Below are 13,079 nucleotides of genomic sequence, written 5' to 3' on the forward strand. Positions count from 1 at the left end.
ATCGCCTCCTTATTTATTGCACGAAGCGATCGGTCACGTACTGGCTGTAATCTGTCGCGACAGCGGGGACTTTGCCCTGCTCTTTAAGGAACTGCGCGGTGTCGATAATCGCTTTGTTCACCGGGCCGGTTAGCTCAGCGGTTTGCTGTTGCGGTGTCAGGTAAGTGTTACCTTTCACCAGCCCCGGAACATCCGCCTCCGGTACACCGCTCAAACGCGACAGTTTGCTGATATTCTCCGGCTGCTTCAGCCATTCATCAGGATTAGCGATATAAGGCTGCTGGGCATCGATAGCGCTTTTGGCAAAGGCTTTCACCACCTCAGGATGCTTCTCGGCAAAATCTTTGCGCACCACCCACACGTCCAGCGTCGGTGCCCCCCACTCGCCAACCTGCGAGGAGTCGGTTAACACCTTTCCGTCTTTTTCCAACGCGTTGACCGCAGGTGCCCAGACATATGCACCATCAATATCTCCGCGCTGCCATGCGGCAATAATCGCTGGTGGTTGCAGGTTCACAATCTCCACCTGGCCGGGTTTAATCCCCCAATGTTTCAACGCCGCCAGCAGGCTGTAATGGGTGGTGGATATAAACGGCACGGCAATGCGTTTGCCAATCAAATCTTCCGGTTTACTGATGTTTTTCTTCACCACCAGGGCCTCAGAATTGCCGAGCTTTGATGCCAGCAGGAAAACCTGAATAGGCACCTGCTGACTGGCAGCGACCGCCAGCGGGCTGGAGCCAAGATTACCGATCTGCACGTCGCCGGACGCCAGCGCACGAACGATGCTCGCCCCGCTGTCGAATTTGCGCCAGTCAACGGTCGCCCCGCTCTCTTTGGCAAACGTGTTGTCCGCCTGCGCCACTTTGGCAGGTTCGGCGGAGGTCTGATAAGCAACGGTGACGTTCACCGCCTGCGCCTGAAATGCGATGAATGCCAGTGCGGCAAGAAGTGCGTTACGCGATGAAATAGCCATGATTGTCTGCTCCCCTGTCTTGTTATGGAGGCAGTATTTCGTTGCGGCACATTTTGATAAAGGAATTAAAAATTCTGGCTAAGAACAAAGCGTTTTTAGAAAAAAAGCGGCAATAGTTAGCTATTTCGCTCATTACAGAACGTAGGCCGAATAAGGCGCTTGCGCCGCCATCCGCAATCAATGCCTGATGCGCTGCGCTTATCAGGCCTACACTCGCTGTAAATTATTGCGATTTTGTTACATTCGTTACATATCCGCGCCACGATGATTGCCAGCGCGGCGCTGGCAGGCATCATAGAGGCCATTGTCAGCAAGAGAGCAATATCATGATTCATGTTGTGCTGGTGGATGACCATGTGGTGGTGCGTTCCGGCTTTGCGCAATTACTCAGTCTCGAAGACGATCTGAACGTTACCGGTCAGTACAGCAGCGCGGCGGAGGCCTGGCCTGCACTTCTGCATGATGATGTCAGCGTCGCGGTAATGGATATCGCCATGCCGGATGAAAATGGCCTGAGCCTGTTAAAACGACTGCGGGCGCAGAAGCCCGGTTTTCGCGCCATTATTCTCAGCATTTATGACTCGCCCGCGTTTGTGCAAAGCGCGCTGGACGCAGGCGCCAGCGGTTACCTGACCAAACGCTGCGGCCCGGAAGAACTGGTGCAGGCTGTACGCTCAGTAGGCATGGGCGGCCATTACCTGTGCGCCGATGCGCTGCGTGCACTACGCGGCGGCGAGCAGCCCGCGCAGGTTCTGGAAGTTCTGACCCCGCGCGAGCGTGAAGTGTTTGATCTGTTGGTTAAAGGTGACAGCGTAAAAGAGATCGCCTTCAAGCTCGACCTCAGCCACAAGACGGTGCACGTTCATCGGGCGAACGTGCTGGGCAAACTGCAATGCCACAGCACCATCGATCTGGTGCATTTTGCCCTCGACCACCAACTATTGACGGGGCATTAATGTCGCGTAGCCTTCGGCATTGGGTTATTTCTCTGTTTATTCTGCTGGCCTGGGGATCGGGCTGGCTGATGCTGTGGACGCTGGGGTTTTACCTGACCCACAACGGCCAGCAGGCGGCGCTATTTCTGCCGCACGGCGTCTATCTCGCGCTGTTAATTCTGCTTTCTCGCCGTTACTGGCCCGCGCTGATACTGCCGCCGGTGTTGATGTTGTTCTGGCTGCACAGCGAGCAATTACTGAATGGCTATATCCTGCTGGCTGCGCCGTTAATTAGCCTGATTCCGGCGAGCATCGGCCAGTCATACTGGCACCGCTTTCCCCTTTACTGGCAACGCTTAACGCTGCTGCTGGCCGCCGTAACGCTCACCTCATTGCTCAATACCGCCCTGCTTTCACCGTTTATCCAGAGCCCGGCAACGCTGATTGGCCTGGCGTCGTTTACCGGCGGCGTGTTGCTGACGCCGTTTGTTTATCTGATCTATGAATTTCTGCGCCAGCAGCACCGCTATCATTTGCTCGGGCTGGATACCACCAATCCCCCGCTGCGCACCTCGCTTATCATCTGGTGTAGCCTGTTTTTTATTATTGGCATCGGTACTCAGATGGTGCTGTCGCCGGAGATCGAGCGCCTGTTGCTAATCGTGGTGTTTTTACCAAACGTGGTGATGGCGTGGAAATTTGGCTGGCAGGGCGGCGTGTTGTCAGGATTGCTCGGCAGTATGATGATCACTATCGCCCGGCAAATCGGCGTCGGGTTCAGTAACTTACTGGAGCTGGAGATTTTCCTCGCCACCCAGGCTCTGCTGGGTATAGGGCTGGGGATCGCCATCAGCCGCCAGCAGCATCTGGCGCAAAACCTGCACCATTATCGCCAGCGTCTGGAAACCGAGCTGGCGGCGCGTCGCGCGCTGACCGAACAGTTGATCCGCACCGAAGAAAACACGCGCAAAAGCCTGGCGCGGGAACTGCACGACGAAATTGGTCAGAACATCACCGCCATTCAAATTCAGTCGCAACTGGTCAAACGCGCACCGGGTCGTGAGCAAACACTTGAGGCTGCGAATCAAATCAACGACCTGGCCCGGCGTATTCATCACTCCACCCGTCAGCTGCTGCGCCAGCTGCGCCCCCCCGCGCTCGATGAACTGTCTTTTAAAGATGCACTACATCATCTGGTGAATGAATTTGCTTTTGCTGAACGGGGTATTCGCTGCCGCTTTGATTATCAGCTAGAAAATACGCCAGAAAACGAAACGGTGCGCTTCACGCTGTATCGCCTGTTGCAGGAGTTACTCAATAACGTCTGCAAACATGCCGATGCCAGCGATGTGTCGATTACGCTGCGCCAGCGGGAACATTGCTTGTTTCTGGACGTCGCTGACAACGGCGTTGGTATTCTGCCAGAAAAAATTCCCGGTTTCGGTATCCAGGGGATGCGTGAGCGGGTGAGCGCCCTTGGCGGTGAACTGACGCTCGAATCAAACAACGGCACGCGAGTAATTGTTAACCTGCCCACAAATTTGCAACAAACCAGCCGCTAACCAGGAAAAAGTCTTAGTCACTGCGGACTTTCTCTCATCCCCTTTTGCTTTCACTTTCCTATAGTCAGCACAAACGGAGACTGCCATGCATACACGCTCAGCCAGCGAAACAGACCAACAATACCGGGCGCTACGCCCCCGGCTGCTGATGTGTATGGTAATTGGTTACGCCGCGTTTTATCTGACGCGCAAAAGCGTTAACTATGTCCTCCCGGCGCTGCAAACGGATCTGGGTCTGGATAAAGGCGATATCGGCCTGCTTGGGTCACTGTTTTATCTGACCTATGGTCTGTCGAAATTCACCGCCGGGCTGTGGCTCGACAGCCACGGACAACGCGCGTTTATGGGTATTGGTCTGTTTGCTACCGGCGTTTTAAACGTGCTGTTCGCCTTTGGTGAATCGCTGACGCTGCTGCTGGTGGTCTGGACGCTGAACGGATTTTTTCAGGGCTGGGGCTGGCCGCCCTGTGCCCGACTACTAACCCATTGGTACTCGCGCAACGAACGTGGCTTCTGGTGGGGCTGCTGGAATATGTCGATCAACATCGGTGGCGCCATTATCCCGCTAATTAGCGCTTTTGCCGCCCACTGGTGGGGCTGGCAGGCGGCCATGCTGGCACCGGGGATAATCAGTATGGCACTGGGAATCTGGCTCACCCTGCAATTGAAAGGCACGCCCCAGGAAGAAGGGTTACCCACGGTTGGGGAATGGCGGCATGACCCGCTGGAGCTACGTCAGGAGCAGCAAAGCCCGCCGATGGGGCTGTGGCAAATGTTGCGCACTACTATGCTGAAAAACCCGATGATCTGGCTGCTCGGCGTGTCGTACGTATTGGTCTATTTGATCCGCATTGCGCTCAACGACTGGGGCAACATCTGGCTGACGGAAAGCCACGGCGTAAATCTGCTCAGCGCCAATGCCACGGTGATGCTGTTTGAAGTTGGCGGCTTGCTGGGGGCGCTGTTTGCCGGATGGGGATCGGATCTGCTGTTCAGCGGTCAGCGTGCGCCGATGATTTTGCTGTTCACGCTGGGGCTGATGGTTTCCGTCGCCGCACTGTGGCTGGCACCAGTGCACCACTACGCGTTACTGGCAGTGTGCTTCTTTACCGTGGGCTTTTTTGTGTTTGGCCCACAGATGCTAATTGGCCTCGCAGCCGTTGAATGCGGACACAAAGCGGCGGCAGGTTCAATTACCGGTTTTCTCGGGCTTTTCGCCTATCTGGGGGCCGCGCTGGCGGGTTGGCCGCTGTCGTTGGTCATAGAACATTACGGCTGGTCGGGAATGTTCAGTTTGCTCTCGGTTGCCGCTGTATTTATGGGTTTATTGCTGATGCCGTTGCTCATTGCGGGCATTACCCCTTCTCTCAGTCAAAGGATAAAACAATGAAACTGACGCTTACCTCTACCCTGATTGCTTCCGCTCTGACGCTGGCGGCCTTCAGCAACGCAGCCCAGGCGCAGGGCCGTCTGGTGGTGTATTGCAGCGCCACCAACGAGATGTGCGAAACCGAAACCAAAGCCTTCGGTGAAAAATATGATGTGAAAACCTCATTCATTCGCAACGGCTCGGGCAGTACGCTGGCGAAAGTGGATGCAGAGAAGAAAAACCCGCAGGCGGATGTGTGGTACGGCGGTACGCTGGATCCGCAATCCCAGGCCGGTGAAATGGGTCTGCTGCAGCCGTATAAATCACCAAACCTCGAACAGATCATGGAGAAATTCCGCGATCCCGCGAAGGTCAAAGGTAACCTCTCTTCGGCGGTTTACGTCGGTATTCTGGGCTTTGGCGTCAACACCCAGCGCCTGAAAGAGAAAAACCTGCCGGTGCCAAAATGCTGGAAGGATCTGACCAAACCGGAATACAAAGGCGAAATCCAGATTGCTGACCCGCAAAGCTCCGGTACCGCCTACACCGCGCTGGCGACCTTTGCTCAACTGTGGGGTGAAGATCAGGCCTTTGATTACCTGAAACAGCTCAACGCCAACGTCTCTCAATACACCAAATCCGGCATTGCCCCGGCGCGTAACGCCGCCCGCGGCGAAACGGCTATCGGCATTGGCTTCCTGCACGACTATTCGCTGGAAAAAGAACAGGGCGCACCGCTGGAGCTGATTTCTCCATGCGAAGGCACCGGTTATGAAATCGGCGGCGTCAGCATCCTGAAAGGTGCGCGCAACATCGACAACGCCAAACTGTTCGTTGACTGGGTGCTGTCGAAAGACGCGCAAGAGCTGGCGTGGAAGAAAGGCAAATCCTATCAGATCCTGACCAACACCACTGCCGAGACCTCTCCTAACTCGCTGAAGCTCGACGACCTGAAGCTTATCAATTACGACATGGATAAGTACGGCTCGACTGACGTACGTAAGGCGTTGATCAATAAGTGGGTTAGCGAAGTTAAGATGGGTAAATAAGCCCACGTTGCGTTCATTTGCCGGGTGCGGTCTAAACGCCTTACCCGGCCTACATTACCGGAAACGCTATGTCACACACACTTGCACTCCATCCCGTGAAAAAACGGGATGCGATATTTCTTTGGGTTTTGCTCGGCTGGCTGGCGTTTGCCCTGCTGCCTAGCTGGAGCCTGGACTACGGTCTGCTGGAGTCTACGCGGGAAGAAATACTCGCCGCCTACGGCTGGTCGCAGTTCAATATCAGTTGGCTGTGGTATCTGCTGCCAAGCCTGCTGCTGGTGCGCCCATTCCATGAAGCCAGGCGCGAACAGCGCAGCCGCCATTGTCTTGACGCGGGTTGGGCATTTTTCTGTATGGCCTTTATTGTCGCCAGCGCCACCCTTGAGGGTCGCGGCTTAGGCTATGCCACCATCGTGCTGTTTGTGGCGCTTGGCGCAATCATGACCCTGGCGCTCACCCGCCTCGAATGGCTGGGCGGTGACCGTTTCGTCATCGGCTCGCTTACCGCGATTGTCGCGCTGATCGGTATTTTTATCGTCTGGCCAAGCATCGCCATTTTCATTCCGATGTTCACCAACGACGCCGGGGAATTTGCCCCGCTGGCGTTTATGAATGTGCTGTCGCAGGCACATATCATTCAGGTGATCCTCAACTCGATTATGCTGTCGATTGCCGTCGGCGTCGGCTGTACCTTCTTTGGTCTGGTACTGGCTATCTACACCACCCGTATCGCCAGACGTAGCGCCATAATCGGACGTATCTTCTCGATTTTGCCGATCGTCACTCCGCCGTTTGTCGTCGGTTTAGGCGTCACGCTGATGATGGGACGCTCCGGTTACATCACCGAGTTTATGGTCGACTGGTTTGGTTTAACCAACACCAACTGGCTGTATGGCTTTACCGGCATCTGGCTGGCGCAGGTTCTGGCCTTTACGCCGATGGCGTTTATGATCCTCGACGGAGCAATCAAAACCATTCATCCGTCGCTGGAAGAAGCGTCATACACCCTGCGTGCCAGCCGCTGGCAGACCTTTAACGGCGTGTTTGTCCCGCTGCTAAAACCCGCACTGGCTAACGCCTTTTTGATTGTGGTCGTGCAGTCGCTGGCCGACTTTAGTAACCCGCTGGTGCTCGGCGGTAACTTCGACGTGCTGGCAACGCAAATCTACTTCTACATCACCGGTTCGCAGCTTGACTACCAGGCCGCCAGTACGCTGGGTGCCTTCCTGCTGCTGTTTTCGCTGCTGGTGTTCTGCGTGCAGTATATGTGGATTGGTAAACGCTCATACGTCACCGTTTCCGGCAAATCCTACCGGGGCGACGTACAGCCGCTGCCGGTAACGCTGGTATGGAGTGTGGTCGCGCTGCTGGCAGTGTGGATTGCCTTTAACGCCCTGCTCTACGGCAGCATTTTCTACGGTAGCTTCACCGTCAACTGGGGCGTGGATTACACCCTGACGCTGGCGAACTTTACCAAACTGTTCGGTCAGGGGATGAGCGACGGCGCGTGGCCTTCACTGCTCGACACCCTGCTCTATGCCGGGATTGCCGCGCCAATTACCGCGATCTTCGGCCTGCTGATCGCATGGATCGTGGTGCGCCAGCAGTTTAAAGGCAAGAAGACCATCGAGTTCACCACCATGCTGTGCTTTGCCGTTCCGGGCACCGTCGCGGGCGTGTCGTATATTCTGGCCTTTAACAGCGCCCCGGTGTACCTCACTGGTACGGCGGCGATTGTCATTATCTCAATGGTGATGCGTAACGTCCCGGTCGGCATTCGCGCGGGCATCGCGGGCTTGGGCCAAATCGATAAATCGCTCGATGAAGCCTCACTCAGCCTGCGCGCCGGTTCTCTGCGTACTATTACGCACATCCTGCTGCCGCTGCTGCGCCCGGCGATCCTCTCGGCGCTGATTTACAGCTTTGTGCGCGCCATTACCACCGTTAGCGCCATCGTGTTCCTCGTCACGCCGGATACCCGCGTAGCGACGGCCTACATCCTGAACCGCGTGGAAGATGGCGAATACGGTGTAGCGATTGCCTACGGTTCCATTCTGATCGTGGTGATGCTGGCGATTATTTTCATCTTTGACTGGCTGATCGGTGAATCACGTACCTCCCGTTCAAAAGCCAAAAACCAGGCGTAATGGAGCGCACTATGACTCAGAAAAATTTCGTTGAACTGCGCAACGTCACTAAACGATTTGGCAGTAATACGGTAATCGACAATATCAACCTCACCATCCCGCAGGGGCAAATGGTGACGCTGCTCGGCCCGTCCGGCTGCGGCAAAACCACTATTTTGCGCCTGGTTGCCGGGCTGGAAAAACCGAGCGAAGGGCAAATTTTCATTGATGGCGAAGACGTCACCCATCGCTCTATTCAGCAGCGCGATATCTGTATGGTGTTTCAGTCCTATGCCCTGTTCCCGCATATGTCGCTGGGAGAGAATGTCGGTTATGGCCTGAAAATGCTCGGTGTACCGCGCGCAGAGCTGAAAGCCCGCGTCAAAGAGGCGCTGGCGATGGTGGATCTGGAAGGATTCGAAGACCGCTTTGTCGATCAGATCTCCGGCGGTCAGCAGCAGCGCGTGGCGCTGGCCCGCGCGCTAATCCTCAAGCCGAAAGTGCTGCTGTTTGATGAGCCGTTGAGTAACCTCGACGCCAACCTGCGTCGCAGCATGCGCGACAAGATCCGCGAGTTGCAAAAGCAGTTTGATATCACCTCGCTGTACGTCACCCACGATCAGAGCGAAGCCTTTGCGGTTTCTGATACTGTGCTGGTGATGAACAAGGGACACATCATGCAGATCGGCTCACCGCAGGATCTTTACCGCCAGCCCGCCTCCCGCTTTATGGCGAGCTTTATGGGCGATGCCAACCTGTTCCCGGCAACCTTCAGCGACGGATACGTTGATATCTACGGCTATCATCTGCCGCGCCCGCTGCACTTTGGTACACAGGGCGAAGGGATGGTCGGTGTGCGCCCGGAAGCGATCACGCTCAGCGATCGCGGCGAAGAGAGCCAGCGCTGCGTGATCCGCCATGTCGCCTATATGGGGCCGCAGTATGAAGTGACGGTGGAATGGCACGGGCAGGAGATTTTATTGCAGGTCAACGCTACGCGCCTGCAACCGGACGTCGGCGAACAGTATTATCTCGAAATCCATCCGTACGGCATGTTTGTTCTGGCGGATGCGGCATAACGTTTTGTGGTTTTGTAGGCCGGATAAGGCGCTTGTGCCGCCATCCGGCAATGCCTGATGCGCTGCGCTTATCAGGCCTACAGTGAACGATGTAGGCCCGATAAGCTCTCAGTTGCGCGCTTTTAGCGCGGCGATATCCGCAGGCGTGGTGCGACAGCACCCGCCAATTAATCGTGCGCCAGCGGCCTGCCACTGCGGCAGATAATCCGCCAGCTGCGCACAATGCTCACCGTGATGATGCCAGGTTTTGCTCACCGCATCGTACTGCTCGCCCGAGTTCGGATACACCACCAGCGGCAGCGCCGTTAAACCGTGTAAATGCTGCAACGCAGCGGTGGTGTTTTCCAGCGCAATGCAGTTAATGCCTAGCGCCACCACCTGCGGATAACCCGCCAGCAACGCAACCACGTCACGCAGCGGCGTACCGTCGCTCAGGTGCTCGCTGTCGCGCAGGGTAAATGAGAACCATGCCCGCGCACGCGGATATGCGGTCAACAGCTCAGCCAACGCCTCAATCTCGGCGAAATTCGGCAGGGTTTCGCAGGCCAGCAGATCGGCCCCGGCATCCAACAAGGCTTCCACGCGCGGGCGATGAAACGCCTGAAATGCCTCAACGCTACAATGATAATCGCCACGGTATTCAGAGCCATCCGCCAGATACGCGCCGTAAGGCCCGACGGATCCCGCCACCAGCAGCGTTCCCGCCTGCGGGTTCTCTGCCAGATACGCTTCACGGGCTTTACGCGCCAGCTCCACGCTTTTGCCAATCAGCGCTTTCGACTGCGATTCATCCAGACCTCGCGCGGCGAAGCCCGCCGGCGTCGCCTGATAGCTGGCAGTGATCGCGCATTGCGCCCCCGCCCGGTAGTAATGAAGATGCACTTCGCGGATAAGCTCCGGGTTTTCTACCAGCACTTTGGCTGACCACAGGCTATCGGCTAAGTTACACCCTCGCGCTTCCAGCTCCGTCGCCATCGCGCCATCCAGCAGCAGGATATCCTGTTTATCAAGGAGAGCGCGTAACGGATTATTCTGCGACATGTTCTGGCTCCTGTTTTGCGTTTCGGGGTTGAGTAAGGAAATAAGCACCATAGCACAACGCAACAAACGGTAACCCGCACCACAACGCAATTCTCTGCGCTGGATCGAATGCCAGCCCTACACAGGCCACCAGGCACAGCACAAAACCTAATACCGGCACCAGCGGATACCACGGCGCGCGATAATGTAATTCACTCAATGCCTTACCTTGTTGCAGATGACGGCGACGAAAAACAAAATGCGAGGCGCAGATACTCAGCCATACCGCCACCACCGCAAACCCGGAGATTGCCGACAGCGCAACAAATACCGTGTCTGGGGCCACCACGCTGGAAAACAGCGCCAGCACACCACCGAGCATACTGACCGACAGCGCCGTCAGTGGCACGCCGTTTTTCGTTACTCGCGCAAAACAGGCCGGTAGCGTACGTTCATTCGACAACGACCACAGCATGCGCCCGGAGGCATATAACCCGGAGTTCGCTGCAGAAAGAATAGCCGTCAGGATCACGAAGTTAAAAATATCAGCGGCGTACGGGATCCCTACTTTCTCAAACACCAGCACAAACGGGCTTTTCTCCACGCCCGCCTGCTGCATCGGGATCAGCGCCGCCAATACAAACACGGTGCCGATAAAGAAAATAATCAGTCGCGCGATGGTAGTACGAATCGCTACCGGGATAACTTTGCGCGGGTTTTCCGTTTCACCGGCGGCAATGCCGATAAGCTCGGTACCCGAAAAAGCAAAGTTCACTGCAACCATAGTCATCAGAATCGGTAAGCCACCGTGCGGGAACCAGCCTTCCGCCGTGATATTACTCAGCCCCGGCGCGGGCGAGCCATCCTGCATCGGAATAAAGCCGAAAATCGCCGCCCCACCGAGGATGATAAAGGCGATGATAGTGACCACCTTGACCAGGGAGAACCAGAACTCCCCTTCGGCAAAAAAGCGCGTGGAGATAACATTCAGACCAAAAATAATCGCGCAGAACACCACGCACCAGACCCATACCGGCACCTGTGGAAACCAGTACTGCATACAGAATCCGGCGGCGGTAAAGCTCGAACCCAGCGCCACAGTCCAGGTCAGCCAGTAGAGCCAGGCCACGGTATACCCGGTAGCCGGACCAAGATAGCGCGCGGCATAAACGTGAAACGCCCCGGTCTCCGGCATCGCGACCGACAGCTCGCCCAGACACTGCATAACCAGCCAGACCACCAGCGCGCCAATCAGATAGGCCAGCAGCGTTCCCGCCGCTCCAGTGGTGGAGATGATGTACCCGGTATTGAAGAATAATCCTGTGCCAATCACGCCGCCCAAGGAAAGCATAATCAGGTGACGCGTTTTCATTGTGCGCTTCAGTGGCGCATTTTGTTGTGTTGTTTGCATATAACCTTCTAAACGTATGGACATCTAAACATCCAAAGAAGGTTTGTTATACCGCGTTTGTTAACAGAATGCAAAGTCAACCCTGCACCAGACGCAGATGCCCGCGCCGGGCGCTTAATAGCGGGTGGGGATTAATAATCAGATACAAAAAGGGCCGCCAGCTCATAACGCCTCCGTTGCCATGTTTTATCTAAACTTTGGCAACACAGTTGACTGACGGCGTTAACCCGGAAGTGGGAATCAAATCTCCCCACTCCCACAACCGGATGAGTGCTTAAGCACCGCTGGCAGGGATCGGCATCTGTGATTTGCGGCTCATCAGAATAAATACCGCCAGGCCTGCCAGCAAAATGCCCGGCGCAGAAGCCGCCATCACCCCTACCGTTCCGGTACCGAGCGCTAACATTTTCCCTGCCAGCAGCGGGCCGCTCATCGCCCCCAGACGCCCGACTGCGACGGCGGTGCCCACACCTGTGGCGCGGATCTGCGTGCTGTAAAACAGCGGCGCCAGCGCATACAACACGCTTTGCCCGCCGGTGGCGAACATCCCCGCCACAAATCCCGCCATTAGCATGCCGCTCAATGACGACACCGTACCCAGCGCCAGCAGTGAAGCCAACATCCCGGTGTAGATCAGCAGCGACATCACCACCGGGCGCAGTTTATCCATTAACGCCCCGAGAATTAACGTGCCGCTGGCCGCGCCAATTTGCAGAGCAAACATTACGCCTGCCGCCTGCGATGGTCGAAAGCCCTGCTCCACCAGCAGCATCGGCAGCCAGTTGATCAGCATATACACCACCAGCAGGGTGAAGAAATAGCACAACCACAGCAGCAGCGTGGCACTCGCCGTCGCTGGCGCAAACAGGGCACGCAGCGGTGCGGCGGCCACTTGCGTTTGTTGGGTATAAACCTGTGATTCCGGCAGCCAGCGCATCAACAGCGGCACCAGCAGCAGCGGGATCACCCCGCCTACCCAGAACACCGTTTGCCAGGCGGAGGCCAGGCCGCTAAACCCGAGCGCTGCCGCCAGCGCCGCGCCAATCGGCACACCGCAGTACATCAGGCTCACCGCCGTACCGCGAAAACGCGGGCCCGCCGCCTCGGAAGTCAGCGCGATCAGATTCGGCAACGCCGCGCCCAGCCCGACGCCGGTCATCAGACGGGCAAACACCAGCGATGAGAAATCCCAGGAAATCGCCGTCGCCAGCGAGAACAGGCCGAACAGCGCCACAGAGGCAATGAGAATACGCTTGCGGCCATAGCGGTCGGCCAGCATGCCGCCCACCAGCGCGCCGGGCAGCAGCCCGAGAATGCCCGCACTGAAGATCCAGCCCATCTGCATTTTATCCAGCGCAAACGCGTGGGCGATACCGACGGCAGCGATACCGGCGGCCTGTAAATCCAGCCCTTCCATCAGGGCAACTAAAAAGCAAAACCCAACGGTCAACGTCAGGCGGTAAGATGCGGGGGTACGGGTCGTCATAAGATGTCCCTCTGAGGTCACGATGCAGGTGAATCGCGGCTGATACGTTGCCAGCCGCGTAATCAT

At 56.6% G+C, this 13,079-nt stretch carries 10 protein-coding genes; 6 read left to right on the forward strand and 4 right to left on the reverse strand.

All coding sequences use genetic code 11. The annotated features are described in order from the left end of the window. Positions 1-13 precede the first annotated feature (13 nt). Positions 14-976: a taurine ABC transporter substrate-binding protein gene (tauA, locus tag OGX96_RS14145; protein ID WP_286583383.1), complete on the reverse strand. Its 963-nt coding sequence runs from the start codon at positions 974-976 to the stop codon at positions 14-16. Between the two features lie 326 nt (positions 977-1,302). On the opposite strand from tauA, the gene OGX96_RS14150 reads away from it, so the two are divergent. The 6 genes from OGX96_RS14150 to fbpC all read left to right on the forward strand — a co-directional run bounded on the left by OGX96_RS14150 (position 1,303) and on the right by fbpC (position 9,096). Then, positions 1,303-1,932, forward strand: coding sequence for a response regulator transcription factor (locus OGX96_RS14150; protein WP_153686875.1), 630 nt, complete (start codon positions 1,303-1,305; stop codon positions 1,930-1,932). Next, positions 1,932-3,473, forward strand: a complete 1,542-nt coding sequence (locus tag OGX96_RS14155) for an MASE1 domain-containing sensor histidine kinase (RefSeq protein WP_032942497.1) — start codon at positions 1,932-1,934, stop codon at positions 3,471-3,473. The genes OGX96_RS14150 and OGX96_RS14155 overlap by 1 nt, the downstream gene beginning before the upstream one ends. Positions 3,474-3,558: 85 nt before the next feature. Then, a complete protein-coding gene (uhpC, locus tag OGX96_RS14160; RefSeq protein ID WP_286583387.1) occupies positions 3,559-4,863 on the forward strand; it encodes an MFS transporter family glucose-6-phosphate receptor UhpC in 1,305 nt (434 codons plus the stop codon). Further along, complete coding sequence (locus OGX96_RS14165) at positions 4,860-5,891, forward strand: ABC transporter substrate-binding protein (RefSeq protein ID WP_057067130.1); 1,032 nt, start codon at positions 4,860-4,862, stop codon at positions 5,889-5,891. Before uhpC ends, OGX96_RS14165 begins: the two co-directional genes overlap by 4 nt. A 68-nt stretch (positions 5,892-5,959) precedes the next feature. Next, entirely contained in the window at positions 5,960-8,038 is a 2,079-nt protein-coding gene (locus OGX96_RS14170) for an ABC transporter permease (RefSeq protein ID WP_286583391.1), read from the forward strand. Between the two features lie 11 nt (positions 8,039-8,049). Further along, complete coding sequence (gene fbpC / locus OGX96_RS14175; RefSeq protein WP_000192349.1) at positions 8,050-9,096, forward strand: ferric ABC transporter ATP-binding protein; 1,047 nt, start codon at positions 8,050-8,052, stop codon at positions 9,094-9,096. Between the two features lie 108 nt (positions 9,097-9,204). Here fbpC and mmuM read toward each other — a convergent pair whose 3' ends face one another. The 3 genes from mmuM to mhpT form a co-directional block, all read right to left on the reverse strand. Next, complete coding sequence (mmuM, locus tag OGX96_RS14180) at positions 9,205-10,137, reverse strand: homocysteine S-methyltransferase (RefSeq protein ID WP_286583394.1); 933 nt, start codon at positions 10,135-10,137, stop codon at positions 9,205-9,207. Next, positions 10,124-11,527 carry an S-methylmethionine permease gene (mmuP, locus tag OGX96_RS14185; RefSeq protein ID WP_001373486.1) on the reverse strand — a complete coding sequence of 468 codons (1,404 nt, stop codon included), beginning with the start codon at positions 11,525-11,527 and terminating at the stop codon, positions 10,124-10,126. The genes mmuM and mmuP overlap by 14 nt, the downstream gene beginning before the upstream one ends. Positions 11,528-11,801: 274 nt before the next feature. Continuing rightward, positions 11,802-13,013, reverse strand: a complete 1,212-nt coding sequence (mhpT, locus tag OGX96_RS14190) for a 3-(3-hydroxy-phenyl)propionate transporter MhpT (protein ID WP_286583397.1) — start codon at positions 13,011-13,013, stop codon at positions 11,802-11,804. Between the last annotated feature and the right edge of the window lie 66 nt (positions 13,014-13,079).

Origin of the sequence: Citrobacter sp. Cpo100, from assembly GCF_030332595.1 — a bacterium.
Lineage (GTDB): Bacteria > Pseudomonadota > Gammaproteobacteria > Enterobacterales > Enterobacteriaceae > Citrobacter > Citrobacter portucalensis.

Coding starts and splice junctions, on each gene's coding strand:
- uhpC (WP_286583387.1), top strand. CDS start 3,559: ATGCATACACGCTCAGCCAGCGAAACAGACCAACAATACCGGGCGCTA.
- OGX96_RS14170 (WP_286583391.1), top strand. CDS start 5,960: ATGTCACACACACTTGCACTCCATCCCGTGAAAAAACGGGATGCGATA.
- OGX96_RS14150 (WP_153686875.1), top strand. CDS start 1,303: ATGATTCATGTTGTGCTGGTGGATGACCATGTGGTGGTGCGTTCCGGC.
- mmuM (WP_286583394.1), bottom strand. CDS start 10,137: ATGTCGCAGAATAATCCGTTACGCGCTCTCCTTGATAAACAGGATATC.
- OGX96_RS14155 (WP_032942497.1), top strand. CDS start 1,932: ATGTCGCGTAGCCTTCGGCATTGGGTTATTTCTCTGTTTATTCTGCTG.
- mmuP (WP_001373486.1), bottom strand. CDS start 11,527: ATGCAAACAACACAACAAAATGCGCCACTGAAGCGCACAATGAAAACG.
- OGX96_RS14165 (WP_057067130.1), top strand. CDS start 4,860: ATGAAACTGACGCTTACCTCTACCCTGATTGCTTCCGCTCTGACGCTG.
- fbpC (WP_000192349.1), top strand. CDS start 8,050: ATGACTCAGAAAAATTTCGTTGAACTGCGCAACGTCACTAAACGATTT.
- mhpT (WP_286583397.1), bottom strand. CDS start 13,013: ATGACGACCCGTACCCCCGCATCTTACCGCCTGACGTTGACCGTTGGG.
- tauA (WP_286583383.1), bottom strand. CDS start 976: ATGGCTATTTCATCGCGTAACGCACTTCTTGCCGCACTGGCATTCATC.